This is a genomic window from Leifsonia poae, from assembly GCF_020009625.1.
Taxonomy (GTDB): Bacteria; Actinomycetota; Actinomycetes; order Actinomycetales; family Microbacteriaceae; genus Leifsonia; species Leifsonia poae_A.
Genome location: NZ_JAIHLP010000002.1, coordinates 3,929,928 through 3,949,441, shown reverse-complemented (window position 1 = coordinate 3,949,441; position 19,514 = coordinate 3,929,928). Strand labels below are relative to the sequence as shown.

20 protein-coding genes are annotated in these 19,514 nt (G+C 68.0%); 6 read left to right on the top strand and 14 right to left on the bottom strand.

Annotated features, from left to right (window positions below):
* The first annotated feature begins 47 nt into the window (after positions 1-47).
* Positions 48-680, top strand: coding sequence for an O-methyltransferase (locus K5L49_RS19450; protein WP_223695181.1), 633 nt, complete (start codon positions 48-50; stop codon positions 678-680).
* Between the two features lie 70 nt (positions 681-750).
* Here the strand turns inward: K5L49_RS19450 and K5L49_RS19445 are convergent, their stop codons facing one another.
* From K5L49_RS19445 to dapE, 3 genes are all read right to left on the bottom strand, one after another.
* A complete protein-coding gene (locus K5L49_RS19445; protein ID WP_223695180.1) occupies positions 751-924 on the bottom strand; it encodes a DUF3117 domain-containing protein in 174 nt (57 codons plus the stop codon).
* A gap of 238 nt (positions 925-1,162) precedes the next feature.
* Positions 1,163-2,224 carry a hypothetical protein gene (locus tag K5L49_RS19440; RefSeq protein WP_223695179.1) on the bottom strand — a complete coding sequence of 354 codons (1,062 nt, stop codon included), beginning with the start codon at positions 2,222-2,224 and terminating at the stop codon, positions 1,163-1,165.
* A gap of 25 nt (positions 2,225-2,249) precedes the next feature.
* On the bottom strand, positions 2,250-3,332 hold the full coding sequence (dapE, locus tag K5L49_RS19435; RefSeq protein ID WP_223695178.1) for a succinyl-diaminopimelate desuccinylase: 1,083 nt from the start codon (positions 3,330-3,332) through the stop codon (positions 2,250-2,252).
* Positions 3,333-3,349: 17 nt separating this feature from the next.
* Between dapE and dapD the strand changes: the two genes are divergently transcribed.
* Complete coding sequence (dapD, locus tag K5L49_RS19430) at positions 3,350-4,339, top strand: 2,3,4,5-tetrahydropyridine-2,6-dicarboxylate N-succinyltransferase (protein ID WP_223695177.1); 990 nt, start codon at positions 3,350-3,352, stop codon at positions 4,337-4,339.
* Between the two features lie 19 nt (positions 4,340-4,358).
* On the opposite strand, the gene K5L49_RS19425 is transcribed toward dapD, so the two are convergent.
* Genes K5L49_RS19425 through pdhA form a run of 3 tightly spaced genes read right to left on the bottom strand, consistent with a single transcriptional unit; the run spans position 4,359 to position 7,794 of the window.
* The gene (locus K5L49_RS19425; RefSeq protein WP_223695176.1) at positions 4,359-5,672 is read right to left on the bottom strand and encodes a dihydrolipoamide acetyltransferase family protein; all 1,314 of its coding nucleotides are present in this window, start codon (positions 5,670-5,672) and stop codon (positions 4,359-4,361) included.
* A complete protein-coding gene (locus tag K5L49_RS19420) occupies positions 5,672-6,682 on the bottom strand; it encodes an alpha-ketoacid dehydrogenase subunit beta (RefSeq protein ID WP_223695175.1) in 1,011 nt (336 codons plus the stop codon). The genes K5L49_RS19425 and K5L49_RS19420 overlap by 1 nt, the downstream gene beginning before the upstream one ends.
* On the bottom strand, positions 6,679-7,794 hold the full coding sequence (pdhA, locus tag K5L49_RS19415) for a pyruvate dehydrogenase (acetyl-transferring) E1 component subunit alpha (RefSeq protein ID WP_223695346.1): 1,116 nt from the start codon (positions 7,792-7,794) through the stop codon (positions 6,679-6,681). Before pdhA ends, K5L49_RS19420 begins: the two co-directional genes overlap by 4 nt.
* A gap of 234 nt (positions 7,795-8,028) precedes the next feature.
* Between pdhA and K5L49_RS19410 the strand changes: the two genes are divergently transcribed.
* Positions 8,029-8,502 (top strand): Lrp/AsnC family transcriptional regulator, encoded by a 474-nt coding sequence (locus K5L49_RS19410; RefSeq protein ID WP_223695174.1) that lies wholly within the window; start codon positions 8,029-8,031, stop codon positions 8,500-8,502.
* A gap of 118 nt (positions 8,503-8,620) precedes the next feature.
* Here the strand turns inward: K5L49_RS19410 and K5L49_RS19405 are convergent, their stop codons facing one another.
* From K5L49_RS19405 to K5L49_RS19390, 4 genes are all read right to left on the bottom strand, one after another.
* A complete protein-coding gene (locus K5L49_RS19405) occupies positions 8,621-10,915 on the bottom strand; it encodes a polyribonucleotide nucleotidyltransferase (RefSeq protein WP_223695173.1) in 2,295 nt (764 codons plus the stop codon).
* A 497-nt stretch (positions 10,916-11,412) separates the two neighbouring features.
* Positions 11,413-12,042, bottom strand: coding sequence for an FMN reductase (locus K5L49_RS19400; RefSeq protein WP_223695172.1), 630 nt, complete (start codon positions 12,040-12,042; stop codon positions 11,413-11,415).
* On the bottom strand, positions 12,042-13,184 hold the full coding sequence (locus K5L49_RS19395; RefSeq protein WP_223695171.1) for an LLM class flavin-dependent oxidoreductase: 1,143 nt from the start codon (positions 13,182-13,184) through the stop codon (positions 12,042-12,044). The genes K5L49_RS19400 and K5L49_RS19395 overlap by 1 nt, the downstream gene beginning before the upstream one ends.
* 61 nt (positions 13,185-13,245) lie before the next feature.
* Positions 13,246-13,680 (bottom strand): VanZ family protein, encoded by a 435-nt coding sequence (locus K5L49_RS19390; protein ID WP_223695170.1) that lies wholly within the window; start codon positions 13,678-13,680, stop codon positions 13,246-13,248.
* Between the two features lie 46 nt (positions 13,681-13,726).
* Between K5L49_RS19390 and K5L49_RS19385 the strand changes: the two genes are divergently transcribed.
* Complete coding sequence (locus K5L49_RS19385) at positions 13,727-14,929, top strand: low temperature requirement protein A (protein ID WP_223695169.1); 1,203 nt, start codon at positions 13,727-13,729, stop codon at positions 14,927-14,929.
* 29 nt (positions 14,930-14,958) lie between these two features.
* On the opposite strand, the gene K5L49_RS19380 is transcribed toward K5L49_RS19385, so the two are convergent.
* From K5L49_RS19380 to K5L49_RS19370, 3 genes are all read right to left on the bottom strand, one after another.
* Positions 14,959-15,639 (bottom strand): lysoplasmalogenase family protein, encoded by a 681-nt coding sequence (locus tag K5L49_RS19380; protein ID WP_223695168.1) that lies wholly within the window; start codon positions 15,637-15,639, stop codon positions 14,959-14,961.
* Positions 15,640-15,744: 105 nt separating this feature from the next.
* Positions 15,745-16,014 carry a 30S ribosomal protein S15 gene (rpsO, locus tag K5L49_RS19375; RefSeq protein WP_223695167.1) on the bottom strand — a complete coding sequence of 90 codons (270 nt, stop codon included), beginning with the start codon at positions 16,012-16,014 and terminating at the stop codon, positions 15,745-15,747.
* Positions 16,015-16,142: 128 nt separating this feature from the next.
* On the bottom strand, positions 16,143-16,922 hold the full coding sequence (locus tag K5L49_RS19370; protein ID WP_223695166.1) for a VOC family protein: 780 nt from the start codon (positions 16,920-16,922) through the stop codon (positions 16,143-16,145).
* A 66-nt stretch (positions 16,923-16,988) separates the two neighbouring features.
* On the opposite strand from K5L49_RS19370, the gene K5L49_RS19365 reads away from it, so the two are divergent.
* Complete coding sequence (locus K5L49_RS19365) at positions 16,989-18,029, top strand: NAD(P)-dependent alcohol dehydrogenase (RefSeq protein ID WP_223695165.1); 1,041 nt, start codon at positions 16,989-16,991, stop codon at positions 18,027-18,029.
* 40 nt (positions 18,030-18,069) lie between these two features.
* On the opposite strand, the gene K5L49_RS19360 is transcribed toward K5L49_RS19365, so the two are convergent.
* The gene (locus tag K5L49_RS19360; protein ID WP_223695164.1) at positions 18,070-18,675 is read right to left on the bottom strand and encodes an acyl-CoA-like ligand-binding transcription factor; all 606 of its coding nucleotides are present in this window, start codon (positions 18,673-18,675) and stop codon (positions 18,070-18,072) included.
* Positions 18,676-18,753: 78 nt separating this feature from the next.
* On the opposite strand from K5L49_RS19360, the gene K5L49_RS19355 reads away from it, so the two are divergent.
* Positions 18,754-19,512 carry an SDR family NAD(P)-dependent oxidoreductase gene (locus K5L49_RS19355; RefSeq protein ID WP_223695163.1) on the top strand — a complete coding sequence of 253 codons (759 nt, stop codon included), beginning with the start codon at positions 18,754-18,756 and terminating at the stop codon, positions 19,510-19,512.
* Positions 19,513-19,514 lie beyond the last annotated feature (2 nt).

Here is a 19,514-nt window from a genome sequence, read left to right as displayed (position 1 = left end):
CCACGCGTCTTGGCCGTATCCTTGTGCCGGAGAACACCGGGAGTGCTGTGTCAGACAAAGATTCGAACTGGAAGTTCGCCGACGATGTGATCGTCGAGAACGAGGTCATCGCTCGAGCCCGACAGCAGTCGCTCGAGCTCGGTATCGATCCGATCGCGGCGAGTGTCGGCGCGCAGGCCGCCGTCGTCGTCGCTGCCACTGCGGCCGAGAGCATCGTGGAGATCGGCACAGGTGCCGGCGTCTCCGGCCTCTGGCTGCTCACCGGCGGCACTCGCGCCCAGCTCACGTCCATCGATTCGGAGCTGGAGCACCAGCAGCACGCGCGAGGATTCTTCACCGAGGCCGGCATCTCTGCCAACCGGGTGCGCCTCATCACCGGTCGCGCATTGGAGGTGTTGCCCCGGATGAACGAGAACTCGTACGACATCGTCTTCATCGACGCAGACCCGCAATCGGTCATCGAATATGTGGAACACGGCCTGCGTCTGGCCCGCCCCGGTGGAACCGTCCTCGTCGCGCACGCGCTCTGGAAGGGGCGCGTCTCCGATCCGGCCCAGCGCGACGACGTCGCAACCGGGTTCCGCACCCTGATCACCGAGACGGCTGCCTCCGGCGCCGTCCTCAGCGCCCTGTCGCTCGCCGGCGACGGGCTGCTCCAGATCACGAAACTCAGCGACTAGACCCTGGTCCCGAGAAAATGAAACGGGCCCCGATGGGGGCCCGTTCTCGGTGTTCTCGTGCTGAATGCTACTAGGAGGGAGTCACGACGCTCGCAAGAGCATCGTGAAGCTCTTTGGCCTCCGCGTCGTTGACAGAGACGACGAGTCGTCCGCCACCCTCGAGCGGCACTCGAACGATGATGAGCCGACCCTCCTTCACAGCCTCCATTGGCCCGTCCCCGGTCCTCGGCTTCATGGCCGCCATGCAGCTCCCCTTTCGTGGATGTCTACTCATTATCTGTCATCGGCGGCGGAGGGCGGAAATCGTGTGTCCGCCCGCGAACACCGGGGCACCCGATCACGGGGGCGACCAATCGGCTCCGTCGACCCCCAGCACACGAGCAGCCAGCCCACCTGGAGCGCCAGGAAAAGCGCCACGAGGGCCGATCGGTAGAGGCGACTCTTCGGTAGGGCGAGGGCTCCGAGCAGGGGGAACAAGGGCATCAGCAGCCGGAACGTGCTCGACTGGGGAAGAAGACCGCGAGCAGGTACACCGAATAAGCTGCGACCCAGAACCGCAGATCGACGCCGAGCCGGCGTACCGCCGGCGTGAACTGGGCGACGACGAACAGCGCGACGACCACCAGAAGGGTGACGATTCCGAGCCAGGCCGGAAGCTGGAGCATGAAGGTGAACCACCAATCCGCCCCCTGGAACCACGACGCGAACGGAACCAGATGGGTGTACCCGATGTACGGGGCGCGCCAGGCGAGCTCGGAATCCGTGTACGCGGTCAGGTCGCCGGTCACCAGCCCTGCGATCGCCGGCCAGGCGAGACCGGCGAACCCGCTGAACACGGCGAGTGAGACGCTGAGGACGCGATCGCGAACCGGGAACGCATCCCGCCGGCGCACCACCCACCGGTAGACCACGTGGAAGGCGAGCGCGAGCGCGAAAGCGAGGCCGCTCGGCCGGGTGAACGCCATGACGAGCACCACCGGGAACAACCAGGCGTAGCGCCGCTCAACGAGGAGGAGAAGCGCTGCCGTCAGCAGAAAGATGTACATCGACTCGGCGTAGGCGAGCTGGAACAGCGGCGACACCGGAGACACGCAGAACAAGACGACCGCGAACAGGCTCGTCGAGGGCGAGAGCTTCACCCGCACGAGCAGCCGGTAGAACAGCAGTGCGGCACCGGCGCCGAACGCCACCGAGAGGAGCACCGCGGCGACCGGCCACGACATCCCGGTCACGAACTGCAGGGCGTTCACGACACCCGGATACACCGGCATGAACGCCCAGGCGTTCTCGGTCACATGCCCGTCGAGCGTGGGCAGCGTGGACGGATAGCCGGCGATCGAGACGATGTTGTACCACCGTCCGTCCCAGATCGACGCGAAATCGAAATAGGACGGGTGGGCGGCCGTCCAGGGGTTCGCACCCTGGACACCGGCGAGGATCAGCAGCAGGATCGTCGTGAGCACCCGGCTCGCCGCATACACGGCGAGCACGCGCACCCACCACCGCGACCACCACGGAACGACGCTCGGGGCGCGGCGTACCACTGTCGCACGCCCCCGCGTCGCCTGGTCAGCCCCGGCCGACACCGGAGAGCCAGGCACGCAGACCCGCTTCGACGGCGGTGATCTGGGCGACAGGCACCCGTTCGTCGTCGGCGTGCGCCTTCAGCGGATCGCCCGGGCCGTAGTTGACCGCCGGGATGCCGAGCGCCGAAAAACGCGCGACGTCGGTCCAGCCGTACTTGGGTTTCGCCTCACCGCCGACAGCCGCGAGGAACTCCTGCGCGAGCGGGGCGTCGAGGCCCGGCCGCGCCCCGTCCGCGCGGTCGACGACGGCGATCTCGTACTCGCCGAACAGCTCGCGCATGTGCTCGATGGCTTCCTCGGCGCTTCTGCTGGGCGCGAATCGGTAGTTGATGTGCACCATGCACTCGTCGGGGATGATGTTCCCGGCGACTCCCCCGGAGATGCCGACCGCATTGAGTCCCTCGCGATAGACCAGACCGTCGACCTCCACCTCGCGCGCCGTATACGCCGCCAGGATCTCGAGGATGGGCGCGGCTTTGTGAATGGCGTTCTCGCCCACCCAGCCGCGTGCCGAATGCGCACGGCGCCCGAAGGTACGGACCTCGACCCGGAGGTTGCCGTTGCATCCGCCCTCGACCACACCGTTGCTCGGTTCGCCGAGGATGGCGAAGTCGCCGACGAACAGGTCGGGACGGTTGCGGGCGAGCCGGCCGAGACCGTTCAGGTCGGCCGAGACCTCCTCATGGTCGTACCACATCCACGTGATGTCGACCGTCGGATCGGTGAGCTCGGCGGCCAGTTTGAGCTGAACCGCCGTTCCCGCCTTCATGTCGACGGTGCCGCGACCCCACAGGTAGTCGACGCCGTCTTCGGTCTCGAATCGCGTCGGCAGATTGCCGTTGACCGGCACGGTGTCGATGTGGCCCGCGATCACGACCCGACGATCCCGGCCGAGGTCGGTGCGGGCGACGACCGTGTCGCCGTCGCGCACGATCTCGAGATGGTCGCAGTCGACGAGCGCGGCCTCGATGGCGTCGGCCAAGCCCCCCTCATCTCCGGACACCGACTCGATGTCGCAGATCTGGCGGGTGAGGTCGATCGAGGAGGCACTGAGGTCGAGAGGCACACTACTAATCTAGAGGCATGCCCTCCGACGTTTCCTCCGAATCCGCCGCGCCCGCCCCCTCCCTCCGCCAGGCCTGGGGCTACGGACTCGCGACCGTCGCCGGCGACGGCACCGTGCTCGACACCTGGTTCCCGGAGCCGAAGCTCGGCGGGCTGCCCGCCGGCCGCGACCGTTGGATCGCCCCCGCGGAGTTCGAGGCGCTCGCCGGCGACGATCCGCGCCGCAATGTGCGCATCGACGTCGTGACCGTCGACATCGACCTGGACGCCGCTCCCGCATCCACCCCGGACGCCTACCTGCGTCTCCACCTGCTCTCCCACCTGCTCGTCGCGCCGAACACCGTCAACCTCGACGGCATCTTCGGGCACCTGCCGATCGTCACCTGGACCAATGCAGGACCGGTGCATCCGGCCGACTTCGACCGGTTGCGCCCGCAGCTGCAGCGTGCCGGCATCCACGTCACCGGCATCGACAAGTTCCCGCGCCTGCTCGACTACGTCACGCCCGACCGAGTGCGCATCGCCGATGCCTCGCGCGTGCGTCTGGGCGCCCACCTCTCGCCCGGCACCACGGTGATGCACGAAGGCTTCGTCAACTTCAATGCCGGCACTCTCGGCACGTCGATGATCGAGGGACGCGTCTCGCAGGGCGTCGTCGTCGGCGACGGCTCCGACATCGGCGGCGGCGCCTCCATCATGGGTACGCTCTCGGGCGGGGGCACCCAGCGCGTCGCCATCGGCGAGCGGGCCCTGCTCGGCGCGAACTCCGGCATCGGCATCTCGATCGGCGACGACTCTGTCGTCGAGGCCGGGCTCTACGTGACAGCGGGCACCAAGGTCGTCGTGGTCGGCGGAACCCCCACGGCCGATGGTCGCCCGCAGACGGTGAAAGCCGTGGAACTCTCCGGCGTTCCCGGCCTGCTGTTCCGCCGCAACTCACTCACGGGCGCTGTCGAGGTGCTGCCGCGTTCGGGCGGCATCGAGCTGAACGCTGCCCTGCACGCCTGACCCTTCCCCCACCGGCGGCTCAGACCATCGCGAGCGTGGTCGCGGGATCGGCCAGGATGCGCCCGATGTCGGCGAGGAAGCGGGCCGCCTGCTCACCGTCGACGACCCGATGGTCGAACGAGAGCGCGAGTGTGACCACTTCGCGCAATGCGATCTCGCCGCGATGCTCCCACGGCTGACGGCGCACGGCGCCGAGCGCCAGAATGGCCGCCTCGCCGGGGGTGAGGATCGGCGTTCCAGCATCCACCCCGAACACACCGACATTGGTGATCGAGATGGTGCCGCCGCTCAAGCGTTCGGGCGCAGTGCGTCCGGCACGCGCAGTCTCGGCGAGTTCGCGGATGGCCGTCGCAAGCTCACCCAGGTTCAACGATTCGGCGTCAGGGATGGTGGGCACGACGAGTCCCCGTGGCGTCGCGGCGGCGATCCCGAGGTTCACATACCCGAATTCCACGATCTCTTGCGTCGCCTCCTCCCATCGGGCGTTGACCGAAGGGGTGCGGCGTATCGCGAGGCATAGCGCCTTCGCCACGATCGCGAGCAGGCCGGGACGGTTGTCGGCGAACTCGCGGCGCGCGCGCAGCCGGTCGAGCAGCTCCGACGTCGGCGTGACGTCCACCGTGAGGAAGACCGTGGCGTGGGGCGCCGTGAACGCGCTGCGCACCATCGCCTCGGCGGTGAGCCGGCGAACGCCCTTGATCGGGAACCGGCGCTCTCGCACCGGCGCAGCAGCGGCTGCCGCGCCGGTAGCCGTCCCGGTGGCCGTCTCGGTGGCCGTCCCGGCTGTGACGACGGCCTCCACATCGTGCCGAGTGATCACACCGCGGTCGCCGGATCCGACCAGCGCTCGGAGGTCCACGCCACGCTCCCGCGCCAGTCTGCGCACCGGCGGAGTGGCCCGCGGACGTTCCGCCGTCGACACCGATGCGGAGACGGCGACAGGCTCCACCGCGACGGCGAGGCCGGGCCGCGGCCGGCGGTGCGGTCGGTCACCCGACTCCGCCGGGGCGCCGTACCCCACCAGGTTCGGCTCAGGCAGGTCGGCCGCCGCCGCGGGCACGGACGGCACGGGAGGAGCATCCGGTTCACCCTCCACCTCGAACGCGATCATCCGTTCCCCCACCGAAACGGTGACACCCGGCTCGACATAGAGAGCCGAGACCACCCCACTCCACGGCGAAGGGAGCTCGACGAGGGCTTTCGCCGTCTCCACTTCGGCGATGATCTGGTTGAGCCGCACCTCGTCGCCCACCGCAACATGCCAGTTCACCAGCTCCGACTCGGTGAGACCCTCACCGAGATCCGGCAACGCGAAATCTTTGACGACGGTCATCAGTCCTCCACCCCGGTCAACGAGTTCGGGCGATCCAGGGCCCGATCGATGCCGTCGAGCAGCCGATCGAGATCCGGCAGGTGCGCGCCCTCCAGCTTCGCGGCCGGATACGGGATGTCCTGCCCGGTGACCCGCACGGGCGCGTGCTCCAGAAAGAGGAAGCACCGCTCGGTGATGGCCGCCGCCACCTCGGCGCCGAGACCGCCCGAGAGGGGCGCCTCATGGGTCACGACGAGACGGCCGGTCTTGCGCACCGAGGCGATCACGGTGTCGAGGTCGAGCGGCGAAAGCGAGCGCAGATCGATCACTTCGACCGAGATGCCGTCGTCACCGGCAGCCACGGCTGCATCCCGGGCGACCTGCACCAGGCCACCGTAGGTGACCAGGGTCACGTCGGTGCCGGGGACGAGAACGCGGGCCGTCCCCATCGGCCGGGCATCGGCCAACGGCACCGCCTCGTCGACCTCGCCTTTCACGTGGTAGCGCCGTTTCGGCTCGAAGTACAGCACGGGGTCGTCGGAGGCGATCGCCTGCTGAATGAGCGTGTAAGCGTCCTCCGGATCGGACGGAGACACCACCCGCAGCCCGGCGGCGTGCGCGAAATAGGCCTCAGGCGAGTCCGAATGGTGCTCCGCGGCGCCGATGCCGCCGGCGAACGGCACCCTGATGGTGATCGGCATCGTCACCGCGCCGGCCGTCCGGTAATGCATCCGGGCAACCTGGCTGACGATCTGGTCGAACGCCGGATAGATGAAGCCGTCGAATTGGATCTCCACCACCGGTCGGTACCCGCGGTATGCCATGCCCACCGCGGTGCCGACGATTCCGGATTCGGCCAGCGGGGAATCCATCACCCGGCGCGGACCGAACTCGGTCTGCAACCCGTCGGTGACGCGATAGACACCGCCGAGACTTCCGATGTCCTCCCCCATCAGCACGACGCGGTCATCGCCGGCCAGCGCTTTGCGGAGTCCGGCGTTGATCGCCTTCGCCAGCGTGAGCGTCGTCATCGCCCGTCACCGCCGACGAAGGTGCGCAGATAGCGGCTGTAGTGGTCGCGCTCGCGGGCGAGACCGGTGTGGGCTTCGGCGTAGACGTTGTCGAACACGCTCATCGGGTCGGGATCGGCAAGCGAGACACAACCGGCACGCAATTCGGCCGCCACCTGGTCGGCCGTGGCGGCCACGGCCTCCGCGCTCTCGGGCGTGAGGATGCGCCGCGCCGAGAGATAGGCCGCCACCCGGCTGATCGGATCTTTACCCTTCCAGTCGTCCAGCTCGGCCGGGTCGCGGTACCGGGTGGGATCGTCCGCCGTGGTGTGCGGGCCCATGCGGTACGTGACGGCCTCGACGAACGTGGGACCGCCGCCGGCGCGGGCGCGATCCAGAGCCGAGCGGGTGACCGCCATCACGGCCAGCACGTCATTGCCGTCGACGCGCACGCTCGGGATGCCGAACCCCGGCGCACGCTCGGCGATCGGACGCTGCGCCTGCAGGCTCACGGGCTCGGAGATCGCCCACTGGTTGTTCTGGCAGAAGAAGATCACGGGAGCCGCATAGGTGGCGGCAAAGATCATCGCCTCGGTGACGTCGCCCTCGCTGGTCGCCCCATCGCCGAAGTAGGCGATCGCCACGGAATCGGTGCCATCCGCCTGGATGCCGAGGGCATACCCCGTGGCATGCAATGTCTGGGCGCCGATGATCACCTGCGGGGTGGCCATGTTGATGTCGTAGGGGTTCCAGCCGGTCTGCGCCGTTCCCCGCCAGACTTTCACGAGTTCGGTGAGTCCGGCGCCCCGGCAGTAGGCCACGCCGTTCTCGCGATAGCTCGAAAACACGAAATCGTCGGCGCGGAGCGCCCGGCCGGAGCCGATCTGCGACGCCTCCTGGCCGAGCAATGGCGGCCACAGGCCCAACTCGCCCTGACGCTGCAGGGCGGTGGCCTCCGTGTCGATGCGACGGATGACCACCATGTCTTCATAGAGCGAGAGCAGCTGGTCGTCGCCGATGTCGGAGACCCAGGCGTCGTAGCGCAGATCACTCAGCCGCTCCCCGGTCGGGGTCAAGAGCTGCACGGTGTCGATCTCGCCGAGCCGGAGTTCGCCGAGGTGCACGTCGTCCATCCGGTCGTTGTCGTCACGGCTTCGGATGGCGGGTTGATTGTCGATCGTCACGGTTCACGCAACCTTCACTCTCGCGCCCGATCCCGACGCTTATGGCACCAGAGACCGGCTTCCGGCCTCCTTGCCGGAATTACTCGGAACGCTACGCCGGGCGATCACCCCGCACAACTATCGGCGTGTCGGATGAGCAGAGTGCACTGTTTCCGCGTGTCGTGTCGTGCTACGTTTCGCACTATGCCCACCATCGACAGCACCGACAGGCGGCTCCTCGTAGCCCTCACCGAGGACCCTCGCTCGACCAACGTCACGCTCGCCGACCGGCTCGGCCTCAGCCGCAACACTGTGCAGTCGCGGATGGCCGCACTGGAACGTGCGGGCGTTTTCCTCGCCTTCGATCGACGCATCAGCGCACACGCTGCCGGCTACCCGCTCGCTGCCTTCGTCACGGTGCATGTGCAGCAACAGAAGCTCGCCGCCATCGTCGAACAGCTGGCGACCATCCCCGAGATCGTGCAGGCCCACGGTCTCAGCGGACCCTCCGATCTGCTCGTGCGCGTCGTGTGCACGGATGCCGAGGACTTGTTCCGCATCACCGGCGCCATCCAGGCCTGCGACGGCGTCGAACGCGCCGAGACGTCCCTCGACATGGGCGAGCTCATCCCGTTCCGCATGCACCCCCTGCTCGCCCGCGACGCCGCCCGCCGCTGACCCGCCCCTCCCGGCCCGACTCCGCACATTCGAGGACGATTCGATCGGGGTGAGGGGCGGTGGATGCACGAAGGCCGCGCAGACGGGGTCTGCGCGGCCTTCGGGTGGAGCGGGGTGACTACTCGCCTTCGGCGGGAGCCTCGGGGCCCTCGCTGGCGGCGTCGCGGCCGTGGGTGTCCGCCTCATCGGCGAGCACCGGGGCGAGCGACAGCTTGCCCCGGTCGTCGATCTTGGTGATCTCCACCAGGATCTTCTGGCCAACGCCGAGCACGTCTTCGACGTTCTCGACACGCTTGCCACCGGCGAGCTTGCGCACCTCGGAGATGTGCAGCAGACCATCCTTGCCGGGCAGCAGCGAGACGAACGCACCGAACGCGGCGATCTTGACGACGGTTCCGAGGAACTGCTCGCCGACCTCCGGGTTGGTGGGGTTCGCGATCGCGTTCACCTGAGCGCGGGCAGCCTCGGCCGACGGACCATCGACAGCGCCGATGTAGACGGTGCCGTCCTCCTCGATGGAGATGTCGGCGCCGGTCTCGTCCTGGATGGCGTTGATCGTCTTGCCCTTCGGGCCGATCAGCTCACCAATCTTGTCGACCGGGATCTGCACCGAGATCACGCGGGGCGCGGTCGGGGCCATCTCGTCGGGCTGGTCGATGGCGGCGTTCAGCACCGCGAGGATGGTCGTGCGAGCATCCTTCGCCTGCTTCAGCGCACCGGCCAGAACGGCGGAGGGGATGCCGTCGAGCTTGGTGTCGAGCTGGATCGCGGTGACGAACTCGCTCGTTCCGGCGACCTTGAAGTCCATGTCGCCCAGCGCATCCTCGGCACCCAGGATGTCGGTCAGCGCCGCGTAGCGGGTCTCACCGTCGACCGTGTCCGAGATCAGGCCCATGGCGATGCCGGCGACCGGCGCGCGCAGCGGCACACCGGCGTTCAGCAGGGACAGGGTGGAGGCGCACACGGAACCCATCGACGTGGAGCCGTTGGAGCCGAGAGCCTCGGACACCTGGCGGATCGCGTAGGGGAACTCATCGCGGCTCGGCAGCACCGGAACGAGGGCGCGCTCGGCGAGGAAGCCGTGCCCGATCTCGCGACGCTTCGGCGACCCGACCCGACCGGTCTCACCGGTGGAGTAGGGCGGGAAGTTGTAGTGGTGCAGGTAGCGCTTCTTGGTGACCGGCGACAGCGAGTCGATCTGCTGCTCCATCTTGAGCATGTTCAGCGTGGTGACACCCAGGATCTGGGTCTCGCCGCGCTGGAAGATCGCCGAGCCGTGGACGCGCGGGATGACCTGCACCTCGGCGTCGAGCGGGCGGATGTCGGTGAGGCCACGACCGTCGATGCGGATGCCCTCGCGCAGCACGCGACCGCGCATGACGACCTTCGACACCGACTTGTACGCCGCCGAGAACTGCGACAGCACCTCGGCGTCGAGCACACCGGCTTCGACCTTCTCGGTCAGGGCGACCTTGACGCGCTCCTTGAGGGCGTCGTCCGCGTTCTGGCGCTCGATCTTGTCGGCGATCTGGTAAACGTTCACCAGGTCGTCGTAGGCGAGACCTGCGACGTTGTCGTAGGTCTCCTGAGTGTACGGGAGGAACACCGGGTACTCGGCGATCTCCTTCGCGGCCTGCTGCGCCAGAACGTTCTGCGCAGCGACGAGCTGCTTGAGGAACGGCTTGGCCGCCTCGAGGCCCTGGGCCACGACCTCCTCGTTCGGCTTCGTGGCGCCGGCCTGGATGAGGTTCCAGCTGCCTTCGGTCGCTTCGGCCTCCACCATCATGATGGCGACGTCTTCCGAGCCGTCCGCCGCGGTGATCACACGACCGGCGACGACGATGTCGAAGACGGCCTCTTCCAGCTGCGAGGCCTTCGGGAACGCGATCCACTGGTCCTCGGCTCCGCCGTTGCCGGGGATGAGCGCGAGACGCACGGCACCGATCGGGCCGCTGAACGGCAGACCGGAGATCTGTGTGGACATCGAGGCCGCGTTAATGGCGAGCGCGTCGTAGAACTCGTCCGGAGCGATGCTCAGAACGGTGATGACGATCTGCACCTCGTTGCGGAGGCCGGTCACGAACGACGGGCGCAGGGGCCGGTCGATCAGACGGCAGACGAGGATCGCTTCGGTGGAGGGGCGGCCCTCACGACGGAAGAACGAGCCGGGGATCTTGCCGGCGGCGTAGCTGCGCTCTTCGACATCCACTGTGAGGGGGAAGAAGTCGAAGTTGTCTTTCGGGTGCTTGCTGGCGCTGGTCGCGCTCAGCAGCATGGTCTCCTCGTCGAGGTAGGCGGCAACTGCGCCCTGAGCCTGCTGCGCGAGGCGGCCCGCTTCGAAGCGGACCGTGCGGGTGCCGAAGCGTCCATTGTCGAGAACGGCTTCGGCGAATTTGATTTCGGGACCTTCCAAGAGGTCTTTCTCCTTTGTTTTACGTCGCCTCCCCGTGTGGGCGGCGACTTCAGCATCGGAGCAGGGGAACAGGCAGATCGTCACGTCAGTCGACGCGAACGTGCGGCATCCCGGCGCCGCGAATCGACGCTGAGGGTTGGTGCCCGTCTGGCCATCAGTAGAAATACACGGTTGCGCTCGTCGTGCCGGCGCATCCGGATACCACCACCGAGGACCAGCTCCTGCCAGCCTGCTCCGTTTGGTGCTCGATATTCAGTTGGGGGCGTTTCGAGAAACTGCCCGGCCAACAATCGAGTCGACCGGGAGAAGCCTACCAGGTGACGCCGGGAATCCGGGAGAAACACCCGGTCAGCGCGGCAGGGCGCCGCGCAGGTTCTGAATCATCCGTGCCCGCACGATCTCGACCGGAGGTGAGACCGTGGCTGATCAGTGGCTGGCACTGCCGGGACGCGATCGTGCGCACCCGGTCTCGACGACGAGGGCGAAGCTGGCAGACGCTAGTCGGCGGAGAAGCCGCCGAGAAGGGCTCCGAAGTCGGAGTCGAGGGTGAACGGGTCCTTGACGAGCGAGGAGCGGTCGGATGCCGAGACGAGCGCCGCGAACTCCCCCGCGGCGCGCTCGATGCGATCCGGAAGTGCCTTCACCGTGTCGGCGCCACTACCCCAATCGGCGGAGGCGGCGTAGACGGAGGTGGGCACGACGACACCGTGCAGGTAGGTGAACATCGGGCGCATCGCGTACTCGAGGGCCAGCGAGTGGCGCTCGGTTCCACCGGTCGCGCCGATCAGCACGGGCATCCCATCGAGGGCTGTGGGGTCGATCACATCGAAGAACGACTTGAACATTCCGCTGTAGCTGGTCGTGAAGATGGGGCTCACAACGATCAGGCCGTCGGCGCCGGTGACCGTCTCGACGACGTCGGCGAGCGCAGGGCTGGGAAAGCCGGCGAGGAGGTTGTTCGTCACGTCTTTCGCCGTGTCGCGCAACTCGATCGTCTGCACCGCCACCTCGACGCCCCGCTCGGTGAGCCGGCGCACCGTCGCCTCCGCGAGCCGGTCGGCCAGCAACCGACTGGACGACGGCTGGCTGAGGCCGGCGGAGACGACGGCGATCGTGCGGGCGGTCATCACTTCACCTCCGAGGCGAGTCCGGCGGACACCCCGGCCGCGGGCGGCTCGACCGCATCCTGCTCCGCCGCATCCCGCGCAGCCACCAGAGCGGCGTGCGTCGGGCCGTCCGGAACACCGGCCGGCCGCAGCGCGTCGAATTCTTTGCGCAGCACCGGGACCACCTCGGAGCCGAGGAGGTCGAGCTGCTCGAGCACGGTCTTCAGTGGGAGTCCGGCGTGGTCGAGCAGCCAGAGCTGACGCTGGTAGTCGCCCACGTAGTCGCGGAAGCCGAGCGTGCGGTCGATGACTTCCTGCGGGCTGCCGACGGTCAGGGGCGTCTGCGAGGTGAACTCCTCCAGCGAAGGGCCGTGTCCGTACACGGGGGCGTTGTCGAAGTACGGCCGGAACTCGTTCACCGCATCCTGCGAGTTCTTGCGCATGAACACCTGACCACCGAGGCCGACGATCGCCTGAGCGGCCGTGCCGTGGCCGTAGTGCTCGAAGCGCTGACGGTAGAGGGCGATCATCTGCTGCGTGTGCGATGCCGGCCAGAAGATGTGGTTGGCGAAGAAGCCATCGCCGTAGAAGGCGGCCTGCTCGGCGATCTCGGGGCTGCGGATGCTGCCATGCCACACGAAGGGCGGCACGTCATCGAGGGGCCGCGGTGTGGATTGGAAGCCCTGCAGCGGCGTGCGGAACTTGCCCTCCCAGTCGACGAACTCTTCACGCCACAGGCGACGCAGCAGCGCGTACTTCTCGATCGCGAGCGGGATGCCCTGACGGATGTCTTCGCCGAACCACGGGTACACCGGGCCGGTGTTGCCCCGCCCGAGGGTGAGATCCATGCGGCCACCCGAGAGGTGCTGCAGCATCGAGTACTCCTCGGCGATGCGCACGGGGTCGTTGGTCGTGATGAGGGTCGTGGCGGTCGAGAGGATGATGCGGCTCGTCGTGGCGGCGAGGTAGCTGTTGATGGCGACGGGGCTGGACGGGAAGAACGGCGGGTTGTGGTGCTCCCCCATCGCGAAGACGTCGAGGCCGACCTCCTCCGCGTGCTGGGCGATGGTCAGCACGTCCTGCAACCGCGATCCGTCGGTCGGGGTGCGACCGGTGGTGGGGTCGGCCGTGATGTCGCCGACGCTGAAGATACCGAACTGCATGTGCCTACTCCATTTCAATGCGTTTGCATGGATATCGGTGTCAACGGTTATCCTGGGCGGGCTATTCCCGAGCCAGTGCGCCCCGACGGGAAGCGGCGAGACCATCGCCGATGAACGCGACCCCGATACCGACCGCGGTGCCCAGAGTATTCGCGATCAGGTCGCGGACATCGCTGACCCGGCCCGGGATGAACAGCTGCGAGAACTCGATGAGGCACGTCGCCGCGACGCCGATCGCCAGGGCCACCCACCAGCGCCTGCGGCCGAGCAGCAGCGTGAATAGCAACCCCATCGGCACGAACATGACGACGTTCGCGGTGAACTCGATCCCGTCGTACGACATCCACGAGGTCAGCGGCGTACTCGTGATCGCATCGACGATCCGATGCGTCCACGAATCGGATCCGGAATCCCGCTGCGGAGTCAGCGTCACGACACCCACCAGCACCAGATACACCGGCGTGAAGATGCTGAGCACGGGACGGCGGCGGATCATCCCCCCATCGTGGCGCAAACCGGCTGGGAGACCGCCACAATGACGTATGACCAACGAGAACCCGACCAGGATGCCGGCCTTCCGCATCCGCATGACCGGTCGCGCCACCGAAGAGTCCCACCGTGTCTCCAGTCCGTTGGAACTGTTGTTCGATCTGACCTTCGTGGTTGCCATCGCTCAGATCTCGACACAGTTGGCGCACAAGGCCGAAAGCGGCGACATCGTGAGCGGACTCGGCCCGTATCTGATGGTCTTCTTCGCCATCTGGTGGGCGTGGATGAACTTCACCTGGTTCGCTTCGGCCTACGACACAGACGATGTGCCGTACCGGCTGACCACCCTGGTCCAGATGGCCGGCGTGCTCGTTGTCGCCGCCGGGGTGCCGGCCGCATTCGACCACCAGGACTTCACGGCGATCGTGGTCGGCTACCTGATCATGCGGGTCGGATTGGTGAGCCAGTGGGTGCGGGCCGCGATCGAGCATCCGGAGGGCCGCACGACTGCTCTGCGGTACGCGATCGGGATCACCGTGGTGCAGGTGGGTTGGGTGAGCCGCCTCGCCCTTCCCGGCGATTGGGGATGGTGGGCCTTCATCGTGCTGGCCGTGCTCGACCTCTCGGTGCCGCTCTGGGCGGAGCGCACCGGGATGACCTCCTGGCACCCGCACCACATCGCCGAACGCTACGGCCTGTTCACGATCATCGTGCTCGGCGAATCCGTCTCGGCCGCCGCCGCCGGGGTGCAGAACGGGCTGGCCAGCCACGGCCTGGGGGTCGAGCTGGTGACGATCGCCGCAATCGGCCTGGTGCTGCTCTTCGCGCTCTGGTGGCTCTACTTCCTCGAGCCCGCGGCCGAAGGGCTGAGCATCCGACGGAACCGGGCGTTCATCTGGGGCTACGGCCACGCGTTCGTCTTCGCCTCCCTCACCGCGATCGGCGCGGGACTCGAGGTGGCCGTGCAGCGTGCGGCCGCCAATGCGGAGACCTCCGATCTGGCCGCCGAGTATGCGATCGCCGTGCCGGTCGCAGTGTTCCTGCTGATGCTGTGGCTGCTGCACGCTCCCCTGGTGCCGGTGGCGGTCATCCGGCCACTCAAGACCGTCATCGCCGTCCTCCTGGTGCTGGTACTGCCGCTCGCCTCACCGCTGATCGGTCTCGTCGGCGTCACCGCAGGGATCGCCATGGTCGCCTCCGCTCTCGTGGCTGCGACCCTCATCGACAAGCGGACGGGTCGCGGCACTGAAAGCTGATTCTGGTCACCCGGCCGGGCACCCGGAGGTCACGAGCCGGCGGTCTGCACTTCGGCCGACGCGGGCGACTCGGCGCCGGCGGCCGAACGCTCACGTCGGAGGATGCCGGCGACCAAGAGCCCTTGAGCCGTCAGATAGCTCAGCATGATGAGGAAGTCGATCTGCCACGGGCTGAATCCGGGCAGGAACAGGTGCAATCCGAGCAGCGTGTCGGAGACGACGAACGCCGTCGAGCCGGCCGTGACCCAGGGGCCGCAGGCCGATCCGACGACGAAGAGCCCACCGAGCACGAGGCCGTAGAGCGCGAGCGGCACCAGCAGGGCGCCGGTGTGCGGGGCGAGGATTCCGACGAGCGCCACCCACCAGAGGAGGGCCACGGCGGCCCACCAGCGCGGCCGGCGGCGCACGCGCATCCGGCGCCAGAACAGCACGATGTACGCGAGGTGGCCGAGGAGGAAGAAGCCCAGACCGAACAGGATGCCCGGGCCGGCCGGCAACAAGGAGACATCGCCGAGCCACCCGAACAGCAACGCCAGCGAGGCGAGCAGCATCACCTCGCCCCGACGCCGAGGGAGCGCCCAGAGCAGCGCGACGAACAGCGCCGGCATGAGCAGGGGTTTCGTGAGAGTGCTCGCGGCGTCGGCCCCGAAGAGCAGCGCGAGAAGGTGCAGGATGCCGACGACGATGTACGGCACGAACGGGAGGGCCACGGAGACGAGCGTACAACGACGAAACGGGCCGTCACCCGAGGGTGACGGCCCGTTCGCAAGAAGCTCGCGGTGTCGACGAAGCGTTGCCCCGTCGGTGTGCGACGGTTATCGACGCAGACCGAGGCGCTCGATGAGCGAGCGGTAGCGGTTGATGTCGATGTCCGACAGGTAGCCGAGGAGACGGCGACGCTGCCCGACCAGGAGGAGCAGGCCACGACGCGAGTGGTGGTCGTGCTTGTGCTCCTTGAGGTGCTCGGTGAGGTCCTTGATCCGCTTGGTCAGGATCGCGACCTGAACCTCGGGGGATCCGGTGTCACCGGGGTGCGTGGCGTACTCTTCGATGATCGCCTTCTTGACGTCTGATTCCAGTGCCATAGATGTGGACCTCTTTCTCGCTCTTTGCGCGGTGCCCGGGGCCGGATGCCTGGGCTCTCTTTCTCCGCGGCCGATAGTGACGGCAACCGGAAAAGTTTACCAGACGGATGCGCGCTCCGGCGCCGCACTCAGGCGGGCTCTGGCACTGGAGCCGGCTCCAGCAGGGCGAATGCGGCACCGAACGGGTCGACGACGCCCACCCAGCGCCCCACCCCGGCTGCGGCATCCGGTTTCCCTCGCTCGGCCCCGCCGAGTTCCTTCAGACGCGCGACGGCTGCATCCAGGTCGGCGACGGTGAAGTAGACCAGCCAATGCGGAGGGATGTCGACGGCCGGCTCGGTGGCGCCGGCGACGCTCGTCTCCCCCACATCGAACAGAGAATAGACGCCGTCTCCCATCGCCATCTGGCTGGCGCCGACCCCCAGCACGGTCTCGTAGAAGTCGAAGGAGGTCTCACAGCCGGCCTCGACGAGCTCGAGCCAGTCAACCGCGCCGGGCTGCCCACGCAGCCAACGCGAGCCCGCCGCCTGCTGCCAGAGCCCGAACACGGCACCGGCCGGATCGGCCACGATCCCGAGCCACACCCCGGGGATGTGCTCCCACGGCGGGGCCAGCACACTGCCACCCGCCGCCACCACGGTGCCGGCTGCCGCTGCGATGTCATCGACAGCGAAGTAGGCGGTCCAGACCGAACGGTCGGTCTCGCCGAACGACTCGGGCAGCGGACCGATCGCCGTCACCGAAACCCCGTGAAGGGTCGCGTGGGAGTAGCCGCCCGTTTCGGCGGAGGCCGGCGCCGCATCCCAGCCGAAGAGCTCACGGTAGAAGTCGACGGCTCCGGGCGGGTGGCTGCTCTGCAAGTCGACCCAGATCGGGGTGCCGGGCGGGAAGGAGTCGATGATCGGCATGCGCGTCACGATACGCCGCGCGTATCGTGACGAGAAGACCATATGACTCGGAAAGGACGGCTTCCCATGAAAGCGCTCCAATATCGCGAGATCGGCTCCCGACCCGAGGTGGTGAGCATCCCGGATCCGGTGGTCGGGCCGGGCCAGGTGCTGCTCACGGTCACCGCCGCCGGCGTCTGCCATTCCGATGAGTTCATCATGGGGCTGCCGGCCGAGCAGTATGTCTACGGACTTCCGCTGACGTTGGGGCACGAAGGCGCCGGCATCGTCGAGGCGGTCGGCGCGGGCGTCTCGGGTGTCAGACCGGGCGATGCGGTCGCCGTCTACGGCCCGTGGGGATGCGGACGATGCCTGATGTGCGCTCGCGGCGAGGAGAACTACTGCCTCAACGCGCAGGCCGATGGCATCCGCCCGCCCGGGCTGGGCGCCCCCGGCGCGATGGCCGAGTACATGATCGTCGACGACGAGCGTCACCTCGTTCCGCTCGGCGGCCTCGACCCGGTGAAGAACGTGTCGCTGACAGATGCAGGGCTCACCCCTTACCACGCGATCAAGACCTCGCTGCCGAAGCTCGGCGCCGGAACGACCGCCGTCGTGATCGGAACGGGCGGGCTCGGCCATGTCGGCATCCAGATCCTGCGCGCCATCAGCGGCGCGACCGTGATCGCGCTCGACGTGAACCAGGAGAAGCTCGACCTCGCGACGGAGGTCGGCGCTCAGCACACCCTGCTGTCGAACCCGGATGCTGTGGCCGCGGTCCGCGAGCTCACCGGCGGGCGGGGCGCGAACGCCGTTTTCGACTTCGTCGGTGTCCAGCCGACCGTGGAACTGGCTGGGGCGATGGCCGCGACCGACGGCGATGTCACGATCGTGGGCATCGGCGGCGGTGCGCTCCCCGTCGGCTTCGGACGCGTGGCCTACGACGTAGCTGTCCGAGCACCGTATTGGGGTTCCCGCTCGGAGCTGATCGAGGTGCTCGATCTGGCGCGATCAGGCGCTGTCGAGGTGGAGATCGAGACCTACACGCTCGACGAGGCGCCGAAAGCCTACGAGCGCCTGCACGCCGGCGCGATCCGCGGTCGGGCGGTGATCATCCCGAACGCCTGAGCACGGCCGGCCGTCGGCGCACGCCGGGACTTCGGTCGCGTCAGCCGGTCACGCCGTCGCGCAGGTCGCGCAACGCTGAGGCGACGATGTCGCGGGGGTCGTCTGGGCTGTGGCGGGCCCACCAGGTGAGGGCGGAGAACATCGCCGCCGACAGAGTGTCGGCGAGCACCTGGGCGCGGAGCGAGGCATCCCCGAGACCCTCTCGCTCGGCGACGAAGCTGCTGACGATGTCGCGATTGACGCTCAGCCTGGAGAGGCCGGCGGCGATGAGCGATTCGTCGTTCGCGATGAGCACCAGACGGCGACGGGTCGCTTCGAGACGATCCGGCGGGAAGGCCAGGGAACGCACGATGGCGCGATGCACAACATCAATGGTCGGCTCGGCGGGGTCGGCGCTGTCGAGCACGGAGCGCAGCCGTTCGATGACGGGTTCGATGCCACCCCAGACGAGGTCGCTCTTCGATGGGAAGTAGCGGAAGAGGGTCCGGCGGCTGATGCCGGCGAGCTGGGCGATGTCGTCCATCGTCGTCGCCTCATAGCCGTGGTCGGCGAAATGCCGGAGAGCGAGCAATGCGACGCGCTCCGGGTCGACGTCGGCCGGGCGACCGCGGCGGCGCGGAGTCGGGAGGGTTTCGGGCGAACTCACATCTCCATTATGACACCGAGTGCTATAAATAAATCGACGCCCAGATCGAGCGCCACAGAATCGTTCAGGAGATCACCAATGAGCACGCAAGACACCGCTCGCTTCGCCGGAAAGACCGCCATCGTGACGGGTGCAGGGTCAGGAATCGGTAAGGCGACGGCGCTCCGCCTCGCCACGGAGGGCGCCCGCGTCATCGCGAGCGACATCGCCCCCGACCGCCTCGATGCACTGAAGAACGAGCACCCCGATCTCGACCTCGTGACCGTCGCCGGCGACGTCTCGAGCGAAGAGACCATCACCGCCCTGCTCGCCGCGGCCGGCGACCGGGTCGACGCCGTCGCCAACATCGCCGGGATCATGGACGGCTTCCAGCCGGCCGGCGAGGTCGACGACGCCACCTGGGAGCGCGTGCTGACCATCAACGTGACCGCCACGATGCGCCTCACCCGTGCCGTGCTACCGCTCATGGTCGAGGCAGGCAGCGGCTCCATCGTCAACGTCGCCTCCGAGGCCGGCCTGCGCGGCTCCGCCGCCGGTGCCGCGTACACGACCTCGAAGCATGCCGTCATCGGGTTCACGAAGAGCACGTCGGTCTTCTACACGCCGAAGGGCATCCGCACCAACGCCGTCGCCCCGGGACCGGTCGCCACCAACATCGAGGCGCCGTTCAGGTCGCAGTGGGCCGGCGAACGACTCGGCCCGATCATGCAGACGACCGTTCCCCCTGTCGCGCAGCCGGAGCAGCTCGCGGCCGCGATCACGTGGCTGCTGAGCGAGGACTCCGCGAATGTCAGCGGTGTGGTGCTTGCTTCGGACGGCGGCTGGTCCGCGATCTAGGT